This is a genomic window from Draconibacterium sediminis (assembly GCF_000949475.1).
Taxonomy (GTDB): Bacteria; Bacteroidota; Bacteroidia; order Bacteroidales; family Prolixibacteraceae; genus Draconibacterium; species Draconibacterium sediminis.
In genome coordinates this window covers 886799-909065 of sequence record NZ_JRHC01000001.1, presented here as the reverse complement: position 1 = coordinate 909065, position 22267 = coordinate 886799, and the positions used below count along the sequence as shown (strand labels likewise).

The following is a 22267-nucleotide window of genomic DNA, read 5'->3' as shown; positions in this document are numbered from 1 at the left end:
CGTCATCAGCGTTCCAATCACAAACGAATGGAACTATTTAACGTATATCCACTTTTCGACATCACTCCTGTTAAGGCAGAAGGCTGTTATGTTTGGGATGAGAACGGGAAGAAGTACCTCGATCTTTACGGCGGTCATGCGGTAATTTCAATCGGGCACAGCCACCCGACTTATGTTGAAAAGATAAGCACGCAGCTTCAACAGATTGGATTTTATTCCAACTCGGTTCAGAATCCTTTGCAAAAGGAACTGGCAGAAAAATTAGGCAAACAATCGGGTTGCGAAGATTACCAGTTGTTTCTTTGTAACTCGGGTGCCGAGGCCAATGAGAATGCACTGAAACTCGCCTCTTTTATAACCGGTAAAAAGAAAATTATCTCTTATAAAAAAGGTTTCCACGGGCGTACTTCGGCTGCGGTAGCCATTACCGATAATCCGAAAATAATTGCTCCTGTTAACGAAACAGACAATGCACTAATCCTGCCCTTCAACGACATTGACGCAACGGAAGAAGCATTGAAAAAAGGCGATGTGGCTGCGGTCATTGTTGAAGGAATTCAGGGAATTGGAGGGATTTACGTTCCCGATACCGAATTCCTGACCAAACTAAAACAACTGACCGAAAAATATGTGGCCGTTCTAATTCTGGATGAAATTCAGTCGGGTTACGGACGAAGCGGAAAATTCTTCGCCTACCAGCATACCGAAATAAAACCCGACATTGTTACCATGGCCAAAGGAATGGGTAACGGGTTTCCGATTGGCGGTGTACTCATTCAGCCGGAAATTGAGCCGTGGTTTGGCATGCTCGGAACCACATTTGGCGGCAATCACCTGGCTTGTGCTGCTGCCATTGCAGTTCTCGACGTAATGAAAGACGAAAACCTGGTTGAGAATGCCGAAAAAGTTGGAAATTACCTGATGGATAAATTGGCGGCAATTGATGCTGCGTTTGAGATCAGAGGAGAAGGATTGATGATCGGTTTGGAATTTAAGCAACCAATTGCCGAAATTCGCAAAAAATTGCTTTTCGATTACGGTATTTTCACCGGCGTATCAGGGCAAAATATTATCAGGCTGTTACCACCGCTCAGCCTTACAACCGAACAAGCCGACACCTTTTTAGCTGCGTTTGCAGAAGTACTTGGTTCGTTCGCTGAATAAAAAATGATTTGAATACGACATTTTCTAAATTCGACAAAATGGAAAATAAAAAAATAGCAATAATCGGGGTAGGAAACATGGGAGGTGCCATTGCACTTGGTCTTTTAAAATCGGGCTCAGTTGAAGCAAGCAATATCTCGGTTTCCGACAGAAAAGAAGCTACGCTCAAAAACATGAGCGACCTGGGAATTAGTGCTTACGAAAACAATATCGATGCAGCAAAAGATGCTGATGTGATTATTGTAGCCGTAAAACCCTATCATATTGAGGGAGTAATTAACAGCCTGAAACCCATTTTGTCGCCGGAGAAAATTTTCATTTCCATTGTTGCCGGAGTTGGCATTGATGACTTGGGAGAAATGGCCGGAAACGACATTCCTATTTTCCGGGTAATGCCAAACACCGCAATTGCTTTGCAGGAATCGTTAACCTGTATTTCGGCAAACGGCAACACCGAACCTTACCGCGAGTATGTGGTTGAGTTGTTTGATAAGTTGGGAAAAACAATTGAGATTCCTGAAGAATTAATGGCAGCTGCAACTGTACTTTCGTCGTGTGGTATTGCTTATGCGTTGCGTTATATTCGTGCGGCTATGCAAGGTGGCATCGAGATTGGGTTTAGCGCCGAAATGGCACAGCTAATCACCGCACAAACAGTAAAAGGTGCGACCGAATTGCTGCTACAGTCGGGACATCACCCCGAAAGAGAGATCGATAAAGTAACCACCCCAATGGGCGTTACCATTACCGGATTGAACGAAATGGAACATAAAGGCTTTAGCTCGTCACTTATTCAAGGAGTTCTGGCCTCGTACAAAAAAATAAAAGACAACTAAAAACTGTGCAGACCCGCTACAAGAAAATAACAGTAAAAGTAGGTAGTAATGTTCTGGCCAAATCCGACGGAACGCTCAACGTGGCGCGCATTGCTCACCTGGTTGATCAAATTGCTCATCTGCAAAAAAATGGCGTTGAGGTGGTTTTGGTATCATCGGGGGCAGTTGCTGCAGGCCGCGCGGTTATGAAAGAAACAAAAAAGTCGGACGCCGTATCGCAACGACAGTTATGGGCTGCACTGGGTCAAGTAAAATTAATATCGCGTTATTCTGACTTTTTCCACGAAGAAGGTCTCACCTGCGCCCAGGTGCTTACCACCAAGGAAAATTTCTCGAGCCGCCGACATTACCTGAACATGAAAAACTGTATCACTACCTTGCTTGAAAACAAAGTGATACCGATTGTAAACGAAAATGATACCATCTCGGTAACCGAGCTGATGTTTACCGATAACGACGAACTGTCGGGGTTGATTGCATCGATGGTAGATTCCGAAGCACTGGTCATCCTCAGCAATATCGATGGTGTTTACACCGCTCATCCCGATAGCGAGGGAGCCGAACTGATCGAGCGTATTCAGGTAAATGACAAAGGACCGCAGGATGCAATTTCGCCTGAACGATCAGAATTTGGCCGCGGCGGAATGCTTACCAAATTTCGAATTGCCAAAAAAGTGGCCGGCGATGGAATCGGGGTTCATGTTGCCAACGGAACCCGCACCAATATTCTTATCGATCTGCTCGACAAATCGAAAAACCTAAAGCACACTTTTTTCGTACCTAACCAGAAACCATCAAGCGGAGTAAAAAAATGGATCGGCTATTCTGATGGTTTTGCAAAAGGAGAGGTACAAATTAACGAAGGAGCAAGAAAAGCACTGCTTTCAGATAAGGCCGTAAGCTTGCTTCCGGTGGGAATTGAAAAAATTGAAAGCGAATTCAAAAAAGGAGATTTAATAAAAATAACAGGCATAAACGGCGAGTTTGTCGGCATGGGAAAAGCCTCGTACGGCTCGGAAAAAATTGAGAAGGAGAAACAATCCGACAAGCAAAAACCGGTAGTACATTACGATTATTTGTATTTAGAATATAAAACAACAAAACATTAATATAGAAATATAAAAATAGCTCAGAGTAACCTTTAACGAAGTTTGTCTACCACGACAAACTACCCTTACTCCCTTTTTTTTGATGCCTTAATTTGAACATATTCTGAGCTCCCTCTCCCTCCCCCGGGAGAGGGTTTTTCGTTGAAAGACCATTGACTATGAAGATAGAACAACAGCTAAAAAAAACGTTAGAAGCATCGCGCAAATTAAACCTGGTGTACGACGACCAGGTTAGACAGCTGCTGCTGGAGCTGGCAAACGAAGCGAGGGCAAAGTCGGAATTTATTCTTACCGAGAACCAAAAAGATCTGGATCGTATGGATCCTGAAGATCCGAAATTCGACCGGCTTAAATTATCAGAAGAACGAATTGAAGGCATTGCTTCCGACATGGAAAACGTTGCCCGCCTTGAAAGTCCGGTAGGAAAAACCTTAAAGGAAACGGTTCGCGAAAATGGCCTGAAAATCAAAAAAGTTACGGTGCCGTTTGGTGTAATTGGGATAATTTATGAAGCCCGCCCGAATGTTACTTTCGATGTTTTTGCCTTGTGTCTAAAGTCTGGAAACGCCTGTGTTTTAAAAGGTGGCAGCGATGCCATTTACTCTAATCAGGCCATTGTTTCTATCATACGCGATGTGCTTAAGAAATTCGGTTTCGACGAAAATACAGTAACACTCCTTCCTGCCGGGCGCGAAGAAACCAACGAAATGTTGCGGGCTCGCGGATATATCGATTTGATCATTCCACGCGGAAGCCAGGGATTGATAAATTTTGTTCGCGAAAATGCTACCATTCCGGTAATTGAAACCGGTGCCGGAATATGCCATACTTATTTCGATGAATTTGGCGACGCAGAAAAAGGCCGCGAGATTATTTTCAACGCCAAAACCCGCCGTTGCTCAGTTTGTAATGCGCTGGATTGTTTGGTAATTCACGAAAACCGATTGAATGAGCTGAACGATTTTGCCAAAAAACTTTCGGAAGAACAGGTGGTAATTTATGCCGACGAAAAAGCATACAAACAAATAGAATCGGTTTATCCGGCAGAGCTTTTGTTTGAGGCAACTGAAGAATCATTCGGAACAGAATTCTTATCGATGAAAATGTCGGTAAAAACAGTGGGTTCTTTTGATGAAGCATTGGAACATATTAATAAATATACTTCAAAACACAGTGAGGCTATCATTACTGAAAACCCGGAGCGAATTGAGAAATTCCGAAAAATGGTAGATGCATCATCCGTTTATTCCAACGCCTCTACTGCTTTTACCGACGGAGCACAATTCGGACTGGGAGCTGAAATTGGCATCAGCACACAAAAATTACACGCCCGCGGGCCGATGGCTCTGGAAGAATTGACCAGCTATAAATGGATTATTGAAGGAAACGGACAAGTTCGTCCAAGGTAAAAGGTAAAAGGCAAAAGTAAAAAGGCAAAAATATAAACTATGGAAGCTGAAACTTCGGTCTTCGTGCTTCCATTTTCAAACTTTAAAACATGAAAAAATTTACATCAGTAAAAGATATTCCCAGCATTGAAAAAGCGCTGGCAACCGCATTCGAAGTAAAAAATAGCAAATTTGGATTTCAGCACCTGGGAAAAAACAAAACTATGGTTTTGGTATTTTTCAACTCAAGTTTGCGTACGCGTCTCAGCACCCAAAAAGCTGCTCAGAATATGGGCATGAACACCATGGTGATGAACGTAAACGAAGACAGCTGGCAACTGGAATCGGAAATGGGCGTAGTTATGGACGGTAAAAATGCCGAACACCTGCGCGAAGCCATCCCGGTTATTGGAAAATATTGCGATGTAATTGGAGTGCGTGCTTTTGCGAAATTCGAAAATCGAGAAGACGACTACGCTGAAAAAATACTAAGCCAGTTTGTTCAATATGCAGGCGTTCCGGTGGTAAGCATGGAAGCCGCCACCCGCCACCCGCTGCAAAGTTTTGCCGACCTGGTTACCATCGAAGAACATAAAAAAGTTGAAAAACCCAAAGTAGTTCTTACATGGGCACCTCACCCACGTGCTCTACCCCAGGCCGTGCCAAACTCGTTTGTGGAGTGGATGCGCGAAACCGATTACGAACTGGTGGTTACACACCCGAAAGGATATGAACTGGCACCTGAATTTATGGGCGATGTACAAGTTGAGTACGATCAGAAAAAAGCTTTTGAAGGTGCTGATTTTATTTATGCAAAAAACTGGGCATCGTACACCGATTATGGCCAGATTCTATCGAAAGATATGAGCTGGACGGTTGATGAAGCAAAAATGGCTTTAACAAACGATGCCAAATTTATGCACTGTCTTCCAGTACGCCGTAACATGGTAGTAAGCGATGGCGTTATCGACAGCCCGAATTCAATTGTAGTTGAACAAGCCTACAACCGCGAAATTACTGCACAGGCAGTATTGAAAATGATTCTTGAAAATGCTTAATTCTGCTACCTTTGCGGCCTTGTGGATTGAGAGAATTTAAAAACATGACCAAAAAAATAGAAATAATTCCTGCCATCGACCTGATTGACGCCAAATGTGTGCGACTTTCTCAGGGCGATTACAACCAGAAAACGGTTTACAATGAGAACCCGCTGGAGGTCGCCAAAATGTTTGAAGATGCAGGAATCAAACGTTTGCACCTCGTTGATTTGGACGGGGCAAAAGCCAAGCACATTGTAAACTACAAGGTACTGGAAACCATAGCCGGCAAGACCAACCTGGTGATCGACTTTGGCGGCGGACTGAAATCGGATGAAGATTTGGAAATAGCCTTTAATTCAGGCGCAGCAATGGTTACCGGCGGAAGTATCGCAGTAAAAGAGAAAGATACTTTTCTGAGCTGGCTGGAGAAATTCGGTAGCGAAAAGATCATTTTGGGTGCCGATGCAAAAGACGGCAACATTGCGGTAAGCGGCTGGATGGAAACCACTGAATTAGCGGTTATCGATTTTATATCGGAATTTCACAGACAGGGAATCAGCAAAGTAATTTCAACGGATATTAGCCGCGATGGAATGTTAAGCGGCCCTTCTTTTGAATTGTACGCCGACATTATGAAAACGCTTCCCGAAGTGGAAATTATTGCCAGTGGCGGAATTGCCACCATGGACGACATATTAAAATTAGATGAAATGGGCGTTCCGGGTGTAATTACCGGAAAAGCCATTTATGAAAATCGCATAACTTTGAAAGAAATTGAGAAGTTCATTTCATAGTATTTGATCTTTTAACTCGGAACGAATAAAAATGCTTGCAAAACGAATAATACCATGCCTCGATATCCGCAACGGGCAAACCGTTAAAGGAATCAACTTTGTAGATATTAAAGAAGTTGGCGACCCTGTGGAACTGGGTGCAAAATATGCAGCCGAAGGTGCCGACGAACTTTGTTTCCTCGATATCACAGCTACACACGAAGGGCGCAAAACTTTTGTAGAACTGGTAAAACGTATTGCAGCGCATATCAACATTCCGTTTACGGTTGGTGGCGGTATCAGCGAATTGAGCGATGCTGAAAAACTTTTGGCTGCAGGTGCCGATAAAATCTCGATTAACTCATCGGCGGTTCGTAATCCAAAACTGATCGATGACCTGGCGCTGAATTTTGGAAGCCAGTTTGTTGTTGTAGCTATCGATGCACGCGGCGATGAAAACGAGCATTGGACAGTTACCGTAAACGGTGGCCGAATTCCGACCGACAAAGAACTTTTTTCGTGGGCAAAAGAAGCCGAAGACCGTGGTGCCGGAGAGATACTTTTTACTTCGATGAACCACGACGGAACAAAAAATGGATTCGCCAATAAAGAGCTTTCGAAAATGGCCGATATGCTGAAGATTCCGATCATTGCTTCGGGCGGGGCAGGTGCCGAGGAGCATTTTGTTGATGTTTTTACAAAAGGCAAAGCCGACGCCGGACTGGCAGCCAGTATATTTCATTACAACGAAATTCCAATTCCGGTTCTTAAGAAATACTTAAAAGAAAAAGGCATTGTAGTTCGATAGCCGATCAAAATAGTAACTTCGCAACACAATTACTGAATTAAAAATTGCTCCGGGCTTCCGGCTTCGGACTTCTGACAAAAGATTATGAGACAGCTAACAGATATATCAACAATCGATTTCAATAAAATGGACGGGCTAATTCCGGCGATCATTCAGGATGCAGAAACGCAAAATGTTCTGATGCTTGGTTTTATGAACGAAGATGCGCTTGCCAAAACTCAGGAGATTGGTAAAGTAACGTTTTTTAGCCGCACCAAAAACCGCCTGTGGACCAAAGGCGAGGAATCGGGAAATTTTCTGGATGTTGTTTCGATTGCCATTGATTGCGACAACGACACACTGCTTATAAAAGCAAATCCTGTTGGACCGGTTTGTCACAAAGGCGATGATACTTGTTTTGAAGAATCAAACGCAGGCAATGATATTCAATTCCTTAGCTACCTGCAGGATTTTATCGACAAACGCAAAGCTGAAATGCCGGAAGGTTCGTACACCACTTCGTTATTCCAAAGAGGAACACGAAAAATTACGCAAAAAGTTGGCGAAGAAGCTGTTGAAACTATTATTGGAGCCATGGCAAACGATGATGAGAACTTTATGTACGAAGCCGGCGATTTGCTTTATCACTTAGTTGTGTTGCTTACGCATAAAGGTTACCGTATTGAAGATGTGGTTCGTGAGCTCAAAAAAAGACACAAATAAGCAACTGTCTTTCAGCGACTTAAAATCTTAAGAATTTCGTCTACTCCCTCACCTGGTTCAGAAAAGACTGCCTTTTCGGAGACCAATAAACATATTGTAGAACACAGTTATGAAACATAGTTCCATAACATAGTTATAAAACATTGTATATTACCACTTTACAATTAGGCATATTTCGGCGGTACTCCGTAGCTTTGTTATATCTTCTAACTACAAAATACCGCTTGTATGGAAACAATAACCATTTGTCCTACCAGTACCGCCACAATTTTAGCTTGTCAACAGATTGCAAAAACCTTTAAAGAAAACATCTACGAGTTGTCGATTTTGCGAAAGGAATGGGATCCGGAATTCGCAACATCGTTAATGGTGTGGATTGATGACACCATCGACAAACACTACGCTGAAAATCTGGATGTTTTGGAAGATGAACGTTATCGCGAATGGCACGAGATTATGGTTGAAGGCCTTCAGCACCTAAAAGTTCTGCGGGCATCCGTAAAAGTCGACTTTAAAAAAGACAAAGCCTTTCTGAAAGAATTTTTCAAAACCACCGGCTACACCGATTATTTTAGCGATGCCAAAAACGGCGACCACATCAGCCTGTTTAAATTCCTGAAAACATTTGCCGCCAATTTAAACGAAAACGTAAGGCAAAAAATCAGCGAAAAAGGAACTCCTGACACCTTGTTCGATAAGATCCTTGTTTGTGCGAATCGTATCAGTCAATTCGAAGACTTTTTTATTGCTTTGGAAGGAGATACCGAATTGGATAATTACGGCAAAAAAGAAGTTGCCCAGATTTACGAAACAATACAAGACATTTGCCGGATTGCAATTGCCTATTACCAGTTCGATCCGAAAATGCGTTGCAAATTCAATTACTACAAAGTAATGGTGAACTTATAACGACTTTTTTTTCGTCAACTACTTAATAATTAATTCAAAATGCAGTCTGCCTGCACATTTTTTACAGGCGGACTGCAATTTTTTTATACTATTCTTCCGTTTATTCGTCGTTCGAATCTTCGGTTTCTTCCGGAGCCTCGGTCTCCTCTTCAGCCGAAACCTCTTCCTCCTCTTCTTCGATGAACGGATTTACTCCATCGGTAAATATCGGATTCTTTTTCTCCGCAGCTTCTGCTACCGGCACAAAACCATCAGGGATTTGTGCTTCCTCAGGATTGTAAGGAAATACATCTACAATCGGACTAACCGCCAACGAAGTAACAACAAAAGGAATAACCAGGTACTCCAGACTTTCGTCCAACCGGTTAAGTGCTTCTTTAATGTCGTCGGCCATAATCAGGTAATTTGTTTTTATTTTTTTCTCCTTACCTGCTTCCTCGTCAATTGTAACCAGATTAATGGCTGCTTTAAACCACCACTCGCCGTTTTCGTATGGAAAAACTTCGGCAATCCGCGATTTTTTAATGTCAACAATCTGAAACTCTCCGCCTCTAACCATTTGTTGCATCTGGCGAATAATCCGCGTTTCGGCATCGGTGTACGATACGGCATCCAACAAAAAGTTTTCTGTTACCATCGATTCGCTTCCGCTCTCGGAAACTTTCATATATTTTACTTTACTCTCGAACCAAGTCTGCATCATAATTTCTACATTTTTTAAGAAGTGACAAAAATACATAAGCCTCAAATACTTTCGCTTAAAAGCCTGCATTTTTATCAACAAAAAACCGACTACAATTTGCAGTCGGTCTCCGATTCTTTTAATCTAACTAAACTAACTAATAACTACCCTTGACCTTAATTTAACGTAAAACGAAATGTATTATATGCAGTTAAAATATCTTTAGTTCTAATTTTTCATTTTTAAGTAGTGTAGTTGAAAAGAAAAATGGCCCCGCCCAACGACGGGGCCACAAACAGACAGCTACAGACTTAAAAGCTGAAGAAGATTTTAGTTATAGGCACTCTCACCATGTTCGTAAACATCGAGGCCCTCTTCTTCAATGCGCTTAGAAACGCGCAGTATATTTGCTTTCTTCAGGATGAAGAATAATACCAAACCTAAACCGAATGCCCAGGCAAAGAATGCTAACACTCCAATAGCCTGAATACCCAGTAATTTTGCACCACCGCCGTAGAATAAACCTTCAGAGGTTGAGAACAAACCTACAGCCAGTGTACCAAATGCACCGCTCACTCCGTGAACAGATATCGCACCAACAGGGTCGTCTACTTTTAATATTTTATCGAAGAACTCAACAGCAAATGGCAGAATGAAACCTGCAATTATACCGATGAATAATGCTCCCATAGGATTAACAGCATCACAACCAGCAGTAATGGCAACCAAACCGGCCAATGCACCGTTCAACGAAATTGAAAGTGATGGGCGTTTGTAACGGAACCATGCAACCATCATTGCAGTAACAGCACCGGCTGCAGCAGCCAGGTTAGTGGTAACCGCGATATGACCAATTGCAACAGCGTTATCTGTACCGGCAGCGGCTAACTGAGATCCGGGGTTAAATCCGAACCATCCGAACCATAGGATGAATACACCCAATGCTCCCATTGCCAGGTTGTGTCCCGGAATTGCTTTCGCCTCTCCGTCTTTTCCATATTTTCCTAAACGAGGTCCAATAATAGACGCACCAGCTAAACCAACCCATGCACCAACAGAGTGTACAATAGATGAACCGGCGAAATCGTGGAATCCAAGTTGGCTTAACCAACCACCACCCCATGTCCAGTGACCTGAAATTGGGTAAATAATTACGGTAATTACAATACTAAAAATCAAGTAGGCTTTAAATTCTGTTCTTTCAGCCATTGCTCCCGAAACAATAGTTGCAGCAGTTGCAGCAAATACAGTTTGGAAAAACAAGTCGGCATAATCAGAATAATTATCGCCAAAACCGTCGCTCATAAAGAAAAGATCTGGCATTCCAATAAATCCACCTATTGAGTCTCCATACATAATGGTAAAACCAATAACCCAATAAAGTATTGAGCCGATAGAAAAGTCCATCAGGTTTTTCATTAAAATATTCGCCGTGTTCTTCGATCGTGTAAAACCTGCCTCAACCAGGGCAAATCCAGGCTGCATGAACATTACCAGAAATGCAGCAACCAATAACCACATATTATCTATACCTATTTGTAGGCCTTGCAAAGTTTCTTCCATGATAATCTAATCTTTTTTCAGTTACTACTCTTCTTTTCCTTTAATAAAAAGTGATTCATCACCGTGTTCTCCGGTTCTGATTCGGTATGACTCTTCAATAGGCACAACGAACACTTTACCGTCACCGATCTCTCCTGTTCTTGCTGAGCCTAAAATGGCCTGAACCGTTTTATCAATATTCTTATCGCGAACGATAATGGACAATTTTATTCTTTCGATTGTACTGGTGTCGTATACAACACCGCGGTAAGCACGACCTTCGCGAGCCTGGCCAACTCCTCTCACATCCCAGAAAGAGAAGAACTCAATACCTGCTTCATACAGGGCGTCTTTTACCTCTTCAAATTTTGATTTGCGTATTACTGCTTCAATCTTTTTCATCTTATTTAATGTTATTTGTTTTTTAGTATAAGATGTAACGAGTCCGAGTTATACGGACTCGTTTCATATCAAAATATCTTCTCTGTTACAGTGAAATACCAACTGCAATGTGGAATCCTCCCGTTGATGGGTTCAGCATAACTGCTCCTGAAACCGGCAGAGTAAAGCTTTCGGTAATCTGTACTTCTTTTGAAGTTCCAACCATGATGTTACAGATGTTGAAATCGCCATTGTCAGTGTACTGGCCATCGCCACCACCAAGAGTAATGTCTACCGGACCTGCAGAAACTGCTGCTTCAAGATACAAGTCGCTTGTGGTGTTGATCTCATCATCTCCAAGTCCTTCCATGTAAGCTGCAGTGAAAGTAAAAGCACCAACACCCAAACTAACCATAGGTTCGAAGTAGTGCGATTCTCCTTCGGTCCAGTCTGATCCCGGGAAGTAGTAGTCGGTCAAGGTAAAGCTTAACGAAGCATTTTCGCCTAAATCGAAACCATAACCCATGTAAAGGTCGGCCTCAGCTGCTTCCTCTGAACCAGTACTGTAAGATCCCCATGCACCAATGGCAAAACCTCCTGCACTAAACTCAACTCCGGGCTGAAAAGCTGCCCCTGTTCCAAACTTGGCACCACGCCATAAATAACTACTGTAAATGTCTAAACCCGTACTCCATTCCTGAGCTTTAACATTCGTTGTTGATACAACTAAAAGTAATAACATACTTACTGTAATCAGTAGTGTCTTTTTCATAATCGTAAATTTTAAAAGTTAAACTGCTATTTTTTAATTTTAAATCTCGTCTGCCCTGTTTTAACAGGGGGTGTTTTTCTTTTCTAACCTCTTTTTCTCCTCAACACCCTCTGTTTTTAATTCCTGATTCAAATAAATGCACTTTTTTTCATTCACAACCCCATTTTTACCCCACATGTTAATTCGCTTAACAAATTATTAATATTTGACACAATATTGTACCTTTTTGACATACTTCCATGCTTTTTATTGCCGTTTTTACACCAAACAGCCACAATTAGTTCAAAAAGCACAAATTATTACATGCTTTTATTAGCCGAACAACAAGAATTAATTAAAGGACAAAGGATACTGCCCAAACGAAAGATGCAGACTATCACCACAATGAAGTGTGACAGCTCATCATATATTAATAAGAGAGACATAAAACAGCAACAGAAAATCATTTATTAATGATGAATTGGTTTCCTGTCTAAATTTTATGAATTGTGCAAAAGAATTAATACTGATCGAAAAGTATAACAATCGGTACAGGGGGGGAAAGAAATATTTTTTTTGTGATTTACTTATCTTAACTCAAGAAGATACATGGTATTAAATCTGCTCGCCCTGGTTTTGGGATTTAAAAATCGTGCCGACTGACCGGTTAGAGGTTTGTGCTCCGTAAATTTCTGAACCACATTCATATTCAATCCCATTTCAAGCATATCATTATACCCGGCTTCCGAAGTAAATATCCACGCCCCCGCATTCGGAAGAAATGCTTCCAGATCTTCTTTCTCAACAAGATATTTTCCCGGAGATTTTGAATACAGAAACAAATTCCAAAGCCTGGCCTTCTCGGTATACATGCTCAGTGTTGAGCCTTCAGGTGCTTTTTCATTAAAAATTTCGGCAGCTTCAATCGAAGTATGAAACTTCAGCATATTTGGCAGCATGTTTACATTAACGGTAAACAGCATTACTGCAATGGTGAAAGTCAGCATCACAATCTGCCTCTGCAAATTATTCTTTTTTACAAACACTATCACTATTCCGGCATAAAGCAATCCGTATACACCCCAAAACCAGAAACGTTTTTCAGGGAACACCACAATGGGCAGCACTAATAATATTAGCGGCCCAACAACTGCTATTCCTTTATTTATTGTTGCAATTATGTTACGGGTTTTCGCTCTTTCTTCGGAAGAAAATAAGCGCACGGTCCATTTGGCGGTAATTATATACATAAAAGGAAGTGCCGAAAGCATATAGTGTGGATTTTGCTGTTTGGCTACCGACAGTATTCCCAGGTAAACCACAACCGCAAAAATGTTTACTACCTCAAAATCTTCGGTTTTATTTTTCCATATTCTGTTCAGGCTTTTCACTTCTTTAAAAAAACCATAAACCATAAATATAGTCCAGGGCAACAATACATATAAGGATGTATGCAGGTAAAACGAATAATCGGCACCGCTTCCCCTATACGAACCGGTAACACGCCCTACGTTATTGGTCCAGAAATAGAATTTGATTCCCTCGAGCCCAAACTGGTTTAGTAATCCTACCATGGCAGGCAAAATCATAATTCCCACCACTACCAGGGCAATCAGCCAACGGTAGTTAAATATTTCTTTCCATTGCTTATGCACTAACATTGTTCCGCCAATTGCTGCTGCAGGAATTACTACTCCCACCGGCCCTTTTGCCAGCATCGACAAACCAACACCAACTGCACCAAGCAAAAAATTGTGCCATTTATGGTTTTTTAAATACACCGAGAACTGCCATACCGAGAATACCACAAAGTTGGCCAACAAGGTATCGGTATGTATATCGTTGTTAAAATGCTGAAATCCCAAAGACGATATCCAAAAAAAGGCTGCCAGCATACCGGTTTCTTTTCCGTAATGCAGTTTTCCCAGCCGGTATGTCGAATAAATTCCGATGACCGAAAACAATAAAACGGCCAATTTGAAGGCCGGGATCGACAAACCAAACAACTTAAAAGTAACCGCCGCAATCCAAAACAACATAGGAGGTTTCTGATCGTAAGCATCGCCGCCAATAGTAAGGTTAATCCAGTCGTTATTCATCAGCATTTCGCGACCCACCTCTGCATATTTTGCAGCGTTTCCAACCAAAAAAACCGGCAAGGCTGGTATTATAATTAATAGAAGGGTAATCAGGACCAGAAAGTATATATGTCGATTATTCATTAGTGACGAATTATGGCAAGCGCACAAACAAAAAATACTAATTTTACGCCCACATTTTTAATTTGAATACAAATGAAGAAAAATATTTCGTGGATTACAATTCTCGACATTATAGTTTATTCCGTTATTATTGGTTTTGTGGCTTACGGAAAAAGCCAGAGCAATTTCGGACAGGAAGCTTTTGATAAAGTTATTCGCGAAGATGGCTGGGTAGAATACCTTACAGCATTGTTTCTGCTATTGGGAGCTATACTTTTTGCTACCAGGGCAGTTAAAGCCGGAAAAGAGAAAAACCGGAAAAAAATATTCTTCAACGCGCTTGCATCAATCGTTTTTATTTTTGGACTTGGAGAAGAAATATCATGGGGCCAGCGTATATTTTCAATTGAATCCGGCGAATATTTTATGCAAAACAACTACCAGGGCGAAACCAACCTGCATAACCTTGAAATTGGTGGAGTAGATTTAAACATCCTCATTTTTTCGAAGCTGATGTTTGTGGCGTTAATCAGTTACTTTATTATACTGCCATTACTTACCTGGAAAGTTAAGGCTATTCGCAAACTGGTAATTGATTATGGCGTTCCGATTCCCCGCCTGCATCACATTATAGTTCTATTGGCCGTAAATACCTTTATTCCACTGGCCATAAACCTGGTTAAAGAAAGCGAACTACACGAACTTGCCTTAACCGGAATCCTCTTTTTAATTCTGATTAATCCGGCAAAAAAAATTAAGGATGTTAGTTTAACAAGCTAATGCCTGCAATATAGGAGGACTTTAATGTTCTGAGAAAATTATTTTTTTAGGCAAGAAGCTCCTCTTTCTGGTTGTAAGGATCGAGAAATACCAACAGTAAAACAGCAACAAAAATTGCTTCCCACAGCTCCCATATTCGTCTTTCCGGAATGAGTAAAACTATTCCCGTACACACCAGTATCAGTAATGAGTATTTGATTTTAGGAACAGGAATACCCCACAGATCGATAGTACGTGTGAAAAAGGGCCACTTATTATACAGTAGAAGTGTTAAAACAAAATAAGTTCCGAAAACCACTACCAGCCCCGTCGAGAAAATCAATTTATTCAGGTTTACGCCTCCTATCTCCAAATTGTGCAGGTTGGTTTCTCCCTGAAAATTATGCTGAGCAAAAAAACCTTTGGTTTCAACAGCGAATATCCTTTGCCCCCATGATATTTCTTCACCAAAACCGAAAAATGCACCGATAATAATTATCAGGCTTAAAGCCACCCAAAGTTTGTTTCTGTCTTTATACTGCCTGAACAGACGAATAGCAAACAATACCGATATCAGCAGCAAACCCAGAGCGGTAAGATTTTCAAGCGGGCCGTCTTCGGCTACCATAGTGTGGCAAAAATCGTAATTAAAATAAAAACTTGCAGCCGAGTATAAAGCCACAGCAATAATCAGGTAAGATATAATCGATAATACTTTCTTCATTGTTTAAATTTTTCCGGCTACACCCCAATAACCGCGTCATCAGGGATACCTATAACGAAGTGCAAATCTAATAATATTAAGCCAAAAAAATCTCTTTCAAATCAGCTTATCTGATGCCAATTTCCCATCGCTGTTTCGGCATCTCGGTTTTGCATGTTATTAATAGGTTTTAGTTCCGGCAAATTGAAAGAAGCTTTCATTTGAAATTTTATCTTTGCAGTTATTAATATTAATTGAAGCGACAGGGCTGCATTCAGGTTCTCATCTTCCGTCTTCTGCCTTCCGTCTTCCAACTATTTTAATATGAAACTCTGGGATAAAGGTACACCTGTTAACAAAGCAATTGAAGAATTTACTGTTGGTAAAGATCGTGAACTGGATTTGTTTTTGGCCACGCACGATATTTTGGGCTCGATGGCGCATGTAACCATGCTCGAGTCGGTTGGGCTTATTGAAAAGGATGAGCTTCCGACACTTCTGTCCGAGCTGAAAAATCTTTATGCAATTGCCGAAAAAGGAGAATTCACGATTGAAGAAGGTGTTGAGGATGTACACTCTCAGGTTGAATTTATGCTTACCGAAAAACTGGGCGACCTTGGCAAAAAAATACACAGCGGACGTTCGCGTAACGACCAGGTTTTACTCGACCTGAAACTGTTTACCCGCGATGCCATTAAAGAAATTGCCGAAACAACTTCGGGCCTTATCGATATTCTGCTAAAACGTGCCGAAGAAACAAAAGACATCTTATTGCCGGGCTACACCCACTTGCAGGTGGCTATGCCTTCGTCTTTTGGACTGTGGTTTAGCGCCTATGCCGAAAGTTTATCCGATGATTTGGAGTTACTTTTGTCGGCCTTTAATATTACCAACCAAAACCCATTGGGTTCGGCAGCCGGTTATGGTTCATCGTTTCCGCTTAACCGCCAAATGACGACCGACTTGCTTGGTTTTAACAACATGAACTACAACGTGGTTTATGCGCAAATGGGTCGCGGAAAAGTTGAAAAAATCGTTTCGTTTGCCTTAGCAAACATTGCCGGAACATTATCAAAACTGGCTTACGATGTTTGTTTGTTTATGAGCCAGAATTTCAATTTTGTAAGTTTGCCCACCGAGTTTACTACAGGTTCGAGCATTATGCCCCACAAAAAAAATCCCGATGTTTTTGAGCTTACCCGTGCCCGCTGCAACAAATTGCAAGGTGTTCCGGCACAAATCAGCTTAATCATTAACAACCTGCCAAGCGGCTATTTCCGCGATTTGCAAATGGTAAAAGAAGTTTTTCTTCCGTCGTTTAAAGAAATGAACGACTGCCTTAATATTGTTAGTCTGGCCATCGATAAAATGTCGGTAAACACCGAAATTCTTAACGACAGCAAATACGATTACCTTTTTAGTGTTGAGGAAGTTAACAAACTTGTTTTGCAGGGAATTCCATTCCGCGAAGCCTACAAACAAGTTGGCGCTCAAATTGAAGAGGGAAACTTTACGCCCGAAAAATGCGTAGACCATAGCCACGAAGGGAGCATCGGAAATTTATGTTTGGATAGTATTTCAAATAAGAAAGAGGAAATCATTAAAAAATTTCTATTTAACAAAATAGAAGAAGCAAAAAAGAACCTGCTTCAATAAGATTTCAGACTATTTGAAACCTAACAAATGTCAGAATCATATAAAATTCGGATAAAGGATTACGTTTTTTATGATTTTTCTCAAGGTTAATTGTATGTTATTAAACACAATTTACACCTGCTAAGATTGCGAATACACACCTCTTTGATTATTTTTGATTTCACTTCGTAAGTAAAAACGGGATTTTCACTTACAGTTTTGCAGTAATTTGGTATTGACAGCGCCAATTGCTGCGCTAGTGCGAATTTTAAAGAGAAAGGAAAAAATGATGCAGACAAAAGAACCTGTAGCAAAGGGATTGTACCGCCCTGAATTTGAGCATGGGAGTTGTGGTATCGGGTTTGTAGCAAACCTAAAGGGCAGAAAGAAACACAGTGTGATTTCTGATGCTTTGTCGATGCTTGCTCGTATGGAACATCGCGGGGGTACCGGGTTTGATATTAAAAGCGGTGACGGTGCAGGGATATTACTACAAATTCCACACGAACTTTTTATGGAAGAGTGTCCGAAACAGGACATTAAATTACCTCAGTTTGGCGAATATGGCGTGGCCATGATTTTCTTCCCAAAGGAGGACCGAAAACGTTCAGAGTGTAAAGATATTATCGGACGAAATTTAAAGAAGTTTGGACTACCCTATTTGGGTTATCGCAAAGTTCCGGTTGACAATTCTGACCTGGGGCGCGATTCTTTGGCATCAGAACCATATGTACAGCAATTGTTCATCGGTAAACCCGATGGCATGTCGGTAGAGGAGTTCGACCGCAAACTTTTTGTTTTCAGAAAATATACTGAAAAACTGGTTCGCGAGTCCGTTACCGGAATTGGATACAACGGAATGAATATCATTTCGTGTTCATATAAAACCATTATTTATAAAGGTCAGTTAACAACCGAGCAGGTTTCGTTATATTTCAAAGACCTTACCAATCCGTTGGCAGTGAGTGCCATATCATTGGTACACTCACGTTTTTCAACCAACACTTTCCCTTCGTGGAAACTGTCGCAGCCTTTCCGATATATTGCGCACAACGGCGAAATCAACACCAACAAGGGTAACATTAACTGGATGCGCGCCCGCGAAGTGCTTCTGGAGTGCTCGGCATTTACGAAGGAAGAGTTGGAAATGATCTTCCCGATTTGCGACATCCGCGACTCGGATAGTGCCAACCTCGATATGGCTATTGAGATGCTTGTGTTAAGCGGACGATCGTTACCACACGTACTGATGATGCTTATCCCTGAAGCATGGCAAAATAATCCGGATATGGATCCGAAAAAGAAAGAGTTCTACGAATTCTATTCTGCAATGATGGAACCATGGGACGGTCCGGCGTCGGTATGTTTTACTGATGGTGTACTGGTTGGAGCAACACTCGACCGTAACGGATTGCGTCCATCACGTTATTGCCTTACCGAAGATGATACATTAATAATGTCGTCAGAAACCGGTGCAATTGATGTTCCACACGATCAGGTAAAAATCAGAGGTCGTTTGCAACCCGGAAAAATGTTTGTTGCCGATTTGGAACAAGGACGCATTATTTCTGACGAAGAAGTTAAAGCTGAAATTTGCTCAAGCCAACCGTATGGCGATTGGGTAAAAGAAAATATGACTTACCTGGACGAACTTCCTTTTATTCCTGACCTGGAATTAAAGGAGCCGGATAAGAAAACTGTATTTAAACGACAAAAAGCTTTTGGTTTCACTCACGAAGATATTGAAGTGATACTGAAACCAATGGCGATGAATGGTGGCGAAGCACTTGGCTCGATGGGAGCCGACAACCCGCTGGCTGTTCTTTCTGATCGTCCGGTGCATTTGTCGCACTACTTTAAACAATTATTCGCACAGGTTACCAATCCGCCAATCGACCCGATCAGGGAGCGTATTGTAATGGATTTGAGAACCTATTTGGGAGGTTTCAAAAATATTCTGACAGAGTCGCCTGAACATTGCCGCAGAATTGCGGTTCACCAGCCTGTTTTAACCAACGAGCAGTTGATTAAACTGGCCTACGTGGATCACACGCATTTCCAAACGAAAAAGATCAGTATTGTTTTCCACGCCGATGGAAAAGAAGGAACACTGGAAAAGAAACTGGAACGTTTGTGTCAGTATGTTGAAGACGCGATTGATGAAGCTTACTCAATCATTTTGCTTTCCGACTTTGCGGTAAGCACCGACCATGCGCCGATTCCTTCCTTACTGGCAGCTTCGGCTGTTCACCACCACCTTATCCGTGTTGGAAAGCGTGGAAAAGCCGACATTATTATGGAAGCCGGAGATGTGCGCGAAGTACACCATTTTGCCACTTTGTTGGGCTACGGTGTTTCTGCGGTAAATCCATATATGGCCATCGATACCATTAAGAATCTGGTTGATGAAGGAGCATTGGGAGACATTACCAAAGATCAAGCAATACAAAACTACGTTAAAGCTATTGGCGGCGGACTGTTGAAAGTATTCTCGAAAATGGGTATTTCAACATTGGCATCGTACCAGGGAGCACAGATTTTTGAAGCTGTCGGAATCAAGCAGGAAGTAATTGACAAGTACTTTACCGGAACCGTTAGTCGTGTTGAAGGTTTAAGTCTTGACGACATTGCCAAAGAAGCAATGATGCGTCATCGTCAGGGATTCCCAACCCGCCAGGGCGGAGCGAAAGTTCTGGAGCCGGGTGGCGAATACCACTGGCGTAAAGATGGCGAGCGCCACTTGCTGAGTCCTGAAGCGATTCAACTGATTCAGGAAGCAACAAGAAAGAACGATTACGAGAAATACAAAAAATACTGTAGTGTAGTTGACGATCAGGCAAAAGCCGCATTCACTTTACGTGGATTGATGGACTTTACCTCTGACCGCCAATCGATTCCGCTCGACGAAGTTGAACCGGCAGAAAGCATTCTTACCCGTTTTGCTACGGGAGCAATGTCGTTTGGTTCTATCTCGTGGGAAGCACACACTACACTGGCCATTGCCATGAACCGAATTGGTTCAAAATCAAACTCGGGAGAAGGGGGTGAAGACCCGGTTCGTTACACCAAATTGCCAAATGGCGACGACATGTGTTCGGCTACCAAGCAGATCGCATCAGGACGTTTCGGTGTTAACAGCTACTACCTGAGCATGGCGAAAGAGCTTCAGATTAAAATGGCGCAGGGAGCAAAACCGGGTGAAGGTGGTCACCTTCCGGGTCATAAAGTAAATGGCTGGATCGGACGTACACGTAACTCAACTCCTGGTGTAGGATTGATTTCTCCTCCACCGCACCACGATATTTACTCGATTGAGGATTTGGCACAGTTGATCTTCGACCTGAAAAACAGTAACCGCGATGCACGTATCAACGTGAAACTGGTTTCTGAAACAGGTGTTGGAACTGTTGCCGCCGGTGTTTGTAAAGCAAAAGCCGATGCCGTACTGATTTCAGGATACGACGGAGGAACAGGAGCATCGCCGGTTAGTTCGATTAAACATGCCGGACTGCCTTGGGAGCTTGGTTTGTCGGAAACACACCAAACGCTGGTTCGCAACCGCTTGCGTAACCGTATTGTGGTGCAGTCTGATGGCCAGATGAAAACATCGCGCGACCTTGCTATCGCAACACTGCTTGGTGCTGAAGAGTGGGGAGTTGCCACCATGGCGCTGGTTGTTGAAGGATGTATCATGATGCGTAAATGCCACAGCAATACTTGTCCGGTAGGTGTAGCAACACAAAACGAAAGATTGCGTGGTAAATTTAAAGGTAATCCTGATCACGTTGTAAACTACTTCGAATTCCTTGTTGAAGGTCTTCGTGAGATTATGGCAGAGCTGGGCTTCCGCACTATTAATGAAATGGTGGGTCAGTCGCAGTGCCTGAAATTCAAAGACGACATTGATCACTGGAAATACAAAGGTCTTGACCTGAGCCCGATTCTGTATAAAGAAGAAATGGGTGCGGAAGAAGGTCTATACTGCAGCAAAAAACAAGATCACCAGTTGGAAGAGATCCTTGACTGGAAATTGGTTGAAGCCGCACAAAAAGCAATAAAAGACGGTGAAAAAGTAGCCGCAGAATTCGAGATAAAAAATATCAACCGAAGTGTTGGTACTGTTCTGTCACACGAAGTAACCAAAGTACATAAAGGAGAAGGATTACCCGACGGAACTATTCATTTCAAAATGATAGGTTCTGCAGGACAATCGTTCGGTGCATTTGTTTGCAAAGGTATTGAACTGGAAGTTGAGGGAGATGCGAACGACTACTTCGGAAAAGGATTATCCGGTGGTCATTTAGCCATCTACCCTGCTAAAAATGTACAGTTCATTCCGGAACAAAACATTATTGTAGGTAACGTTTGTTTCTACGGAGCAACTGGCGGCGAGGCTTATATCCGCGGTATTGCAGGCGAACGTTTCTGCGTTCGTAACTCGGGAGCACAAGTTGTTGTTGAAGGTATTGGCGACCACGGCTGCGAATACATGACAGGAGGAAAAGCTGTTATTCTTGGAAAAACAGGACGAAACTTTGGTGCCGGTATGTCGGGTGGAGTTGCTTATGTGCTCGATATCGACGGAACATTCCCAGGTCTTTGCAACAAGGGAATGATTCAACTGGAAAGAGTTACGGATAAAGCTGAACAGGAAGAACTGAAAGCAATGATTCAGAAGCATATGGATAAAACAGAATCGACTGTTGCAGAATATGTTCTATCTGACTGGGAGGAGACAATAGGCAAGTTTGTAAAAGTAATTCCTACCGACTACAAACGAATGCTGACCTACATTGAAGAGGCCCGTAAAACGGGTAAATACGAAAAAGAGTCGGATGTAATTGATGCAGCATTTGATATGCATCTGGCCAATTTGTAATTTTT

The 22267-nt window shown here is 42.1% G+C and carries 18 protein-coding genes; 12 read left to right on the top strand and 6 right to left on the bottom strand.

Annotated elements, in window-relative coordinates; translation table 11 throughout:
* Nucleotides 1-27: 27 nt before the first annotated feature.
* From LH29_RS03765 to LH29_RS03725, 9 genes are all read left to right on the top strand, one after another.
* Nucleotides 28-1164, top strand: a complete 1137-nt coding sequence (locus tag LH29_RS03765; RefSeq protein ID WP_045028638.1) for an aspartate aminotransferase family protein — start codon at nucleotides 28-30, stop codon at nucleotides 1162-1164.
* 38 nt (nucleotides 1165-1202) lie between these two features.
* Nucleotides 1203-2000, top strand: a complete 798-nt coding sequence (gene proC, locus LH29_RS03760) for a pyrroline-5-carboxylate reductase (RefSeq protein WP_045026165.1) — start codon at nucleotides 1203-1205, stop codon at nucleotides 1998-2000.
* 5 nt (nucleotides 2001-2005) lie between these two features.
* Complete coding sequence (gene proB / locus LH29_RS03755) at nucleotides 2006-3109, top strand: glutamate 5-kinase (RefSeq protein ID WP_045026164.1); 1104 nt, start codon at nucleotides 2006-2008, stop codon at nucleotides 3107-3109.
* A gap of 158 nt (nucleotides 3110-3267) precedes the next feature.
* Nucleotides 3268-4518: a glutamate-5-semialdehyde dehydrogenase gene (locus LH29_RS03750; RefSeq protein WP_045026163.1), complete on the top strand. Its 1251-nt coding sequence runs from the start codon at nucleotides 3268-3270 to the stop codon at nucleotides 4516-4518.
* An 89-nt stretch (nucleotides 4519-4607) separates the two neighbouring features.
* A complete protein-coding gene (locus LH29_RS03745) occupies nucleotides 4608-5555 on the top strand; it encodes an N-acetylornithine carbamoyltransferase (RefSeq protein WP_045026162.1) in 948 nt (315 codons plus the stop codon).
* Nucleotides 5556-5599: 44 nt separating this feature from the next.
* A complete protein-coding gene (gene hisA / locus LH29_RS03740) occupies nucleotides 5600-6331 on the top strand; it encodes a 1-(5-phosphoribosyl)-5-[(5-phosphoribosylamino)methylideneamino]imidazole-4-carboxamide isomerase (protein WP_045026161.1) in 732 nt (243 codons plus the stop codon).
* Between the two features lie 31 nt (nucleotides 6332-6362).
* Nucleotides 6363-7118 (top strand): imidazole glycerol phosphate synthase subunit HisF, encoded by a 756-nt coding sequence (gene hisF / locus LH29_RS03735; RefSeq protein WP_045026160.1) that lies wholly within the window; start codon nucleotides 6363-6365, stop codon nucleotides 7116-7118.
* 84 nt (nucleotides 7119-7202) lie between these two features.
* Nucleotides 7203-7820: a bifunctional phosphoribosyl-AMP cyclohydrolase/phosphoribosyl-ATP diphosphatase HisIE gene (gene hisIE, locus LH29_RS03730; RefSeq protein ID WP_045026159.1), complete on the top strand. Its 618-nt coding sequence runs from the start codon at nucleotides 7203-7205 to the stop codon at nucleotides 7818-7820.
* A gap of 228 nt (nucleotides 7821-8048) precedes the next feature.
* A complete protein-coding gene (locus tag LH29_RS03725) occupies nucleotides 8049-8729 on the top strand; it encodes a hypothetical protein (RefSeq protein ID WP_045026158.1) in 681 nt (226 codons plus the stop codon).
* A gap of 100 nt (nucleotides 8730-8829) precedes the next feature.
* On the opposite strand, the gene LH29_RS03720 is transcribed toward LH29_RS03725, so the two are convergent.
* The 5 genes from LH29_RS03720 to LH29_RS03700 form a co-directional block, all read right to left on the bottom strand.
* Entirely contained in the window at nucleotides 8830-9432 is a 603-nt protein-coding gene (locus LH29_RS03720) for a DUF4494 domain-containing protein (protein WP_052670586.1), read from the bottom strand.
* A 309-nt stretch (nucleotides 9433-9741) separates the two neighbouring features.
* Complete coding sequence (locus tag LH29_RS03715) at nucleotides 9742-10974, bottom strand: ammonium transporter (protein ID WP_045026157.1); 1233 nt, start codon at nucleotides 10972-10974, stop codon at nucleotides 9742-9744.
* 24 nt (nucleotides 10975-10998) lie between these two features.
* Entirely contained in the window at nucleotides 10999-11355 is a 357-nt protein-coding gene (locus LH29_RS03710) for a P-II family nitrogen regulator (protein ID WP_045026156.1), read from the bottom strand.
* 85 nt (nucleotides 11356-11440) lie between these two features.
* A complete protein-coding gene (locus LH29_RS03705) occupies nucleotides 11441-12106 on the bottom strand; it encodes a TorF family putative porin (RefSeq protein ID WP_045026155.1) in 666 nt (221 codons plus the stop codon).
* Nucleotides 12107-12672: 566 nt separating this feature from the next.
* Complete coding sequence (locus LH29_RS03700; protein ID WP_045026154.1) at nucleotides 12673-14307, bottom strand: ArnT family glycosyltransferase; 1635 nt, start codon at nucleotides 14305-14307, stop codon at nucleotides 12673-12675.
* A 72-nt stretch (nucleotides 14308-14379) separates the two neighbouring features.
* Here LH29_RS03700 and LH29_RS03695 point away from each other — a divergent pair, with 72 nt between their 5' ends.
* Nucleotides 14380-15066 (top strand): hypothetical protein, encoded by a 687-nt coding sequence (locus LH29_RS03695; RefSeq protein WP_052670585.1) that lies wholly within the window; start codon nucleotides 14380-14382, stop codon nucleotides 15064-15066.
* A 46-nt stretch (nucleotides 15067-15112) separates the two neighbouring features.
* Here LH29_RS03695 and LH29_RS03690 read toward each other — a convergent pair whose 3' ends face one another.
* The gene (locus LH29_RS03690; RefSeq protein WP_052670584.1) at nucleotides 15113-15769 is read right to left on the bottom strand and encodes a hypothetical protein; all 657 of its coding nucleotides are present in this window, start codon (nucleotides 15767-15769) and stop codon (nucleotides 15113-15115) included.
* Between the two features lie 303 nt (nucleotides 15770-16072).
* Here LH29_RS03690 and argH point away from each other — a divergent pair, with 303 nt between their 5' ends.
* Both argH and gltB read left to right on the top strand, forming a co-directional pair.
* Nucleotides 16073-17404, top strand: coding sequence for an argininosuccinate lyase (gene argH / locus LH29_RS03680; RefSeq protein WP_045026152.1), 1332 nt, complete (start codon nucleotides 16073-16075; stop codon nucleotides 17402-17404).
* A 265-nt stretch (nucleotides 17405-17669) separates the two neighbouring features.
* The gene (gltB, locus tag LH29_RS03675; protein WP_198152339.1) at nucleotides 17670-22262 is read left to right on the top strand and encodes a glutamate synthase large subunit; all 4593 of its coding nucleotides are present in this window, start codon (nucleotides 17670-17672) and stop codon (nucleotides 22260-22262) included.
* The last annotated feature ends 5 nt before the right edge of the window (nucleotides 22263-22267 follow it).

Bases quoted from the DNA above. Each gene is read 5' to 3' on its own strand.
- LH29_RS03765 (WP_045028638.1), top strand. From the start codon at position 28: ATGGAACTATTTAACGTATATCCACTTTTCGACATCACTCCTGTTAAG.
- proC (WP_045026165.1), top strand. From the start codon at position 1,203: ATGGAAAATAAAAAAATAGCAATAATCGGGGTAGGAAACATGGGAGGT.
- LH29_RS03750 (WP_045026163.1), top strand. From the start codon at position 3,268: ATGAAGATAGAACAACAGCTAAAAAAAACGTTAGAAGCATCGCGCAAA.
- LH29_RS03745 (WP_045026162.1), top strand. From the start codon at position 4,608: ATGAAAAAATTTACATCAGTAAAAGATATTCCCAGCATTGAAAAAGCG.
- hisA (WP_045026161.1), top strand. From the start codon at position 5,600: ATGACCAAAAAAATAGAAATAATTCCTGCCATCGACCTGATTGACGCC.
- hisF (WP_045026160.1), top strand. From the start codon at position 6,363: ATGCTTGCAAAACGAATAATACCATGCCTCGATATCCGCAACGGGCAA.
- hisIE (WP_045026159.1), top strand. From the start codon at position 7,203: ATGAGACAGCTAACAGATATATCAACAATCGATTTCAATAAAATGGAC.
- LH29_RS03725 (WP_045026158.1), top strand. From the start codon at position 8,049: ATGGAAACAATAACCATTTGTCCTACCAGTACCGCCACAATTTTAGCT.
- LH29_RS03720 (WP_052670586.1), bottom strand. From the start codon at position 9,432: ATGATGCAGACTTGGTTCGAGAGTAAAGTAAAATATATGAAAGTTTCC.
- LH29_RS03715 (WP_045026157.1), bottom strand. From the start codon at position 10,974: ATGGAAGAAACTTTGCAAGGCCTACAAATAGGTATAGATAATATGTGG.
- LH29_RS03710 (WP_045026156.1), bottom strand. From the start codon at position 11,355: ATGAAAAAGATTGAAGCAGTAATACGCAAATCAAAATTTGAAGAGGTA.
- LH29_RS03705 (WP_045026155.1), bottom strand. From the start codon at position 12,106: ATGAAAAAGACACTACTGATTACAGTAAGTATGTTATTACTTTTAGTT.
- LH29_RS03700 (WP_045026154.1), bottom strand. From the start codon at position 14,307: ATGAATAATCGACATATATACTTTCTGGTCCTGATTACCCTTCTATTA.
- LH29_RS03695 (WP_052670585.1), top strand. From the start codon at position 14,380: ATGAAGAAAAATATTTCGTGGATTACAATTCTCGACATTATAGTTTAT.
- LH29_RS03690 (WP_052670584.1), bottom strand. From the start codon at position 15,769: ATGAAGAAAGTATTATCGATTATATCTTACCTGATTATTGCTGTGGCT.
- argH (WP_045026152.1), top strand. From the start codon at position 16,073: ATGAAACTCTGGGATAAAGGTACACCTGTTAACAAAGCAATTGAAGAA.
- gltB (WP_198152339.1), top strand. From the start codon at position 17,670: ATGATGCAGACAAAAGAACCTGTAGCAAAGGGATTGTACCGCCCTGAA.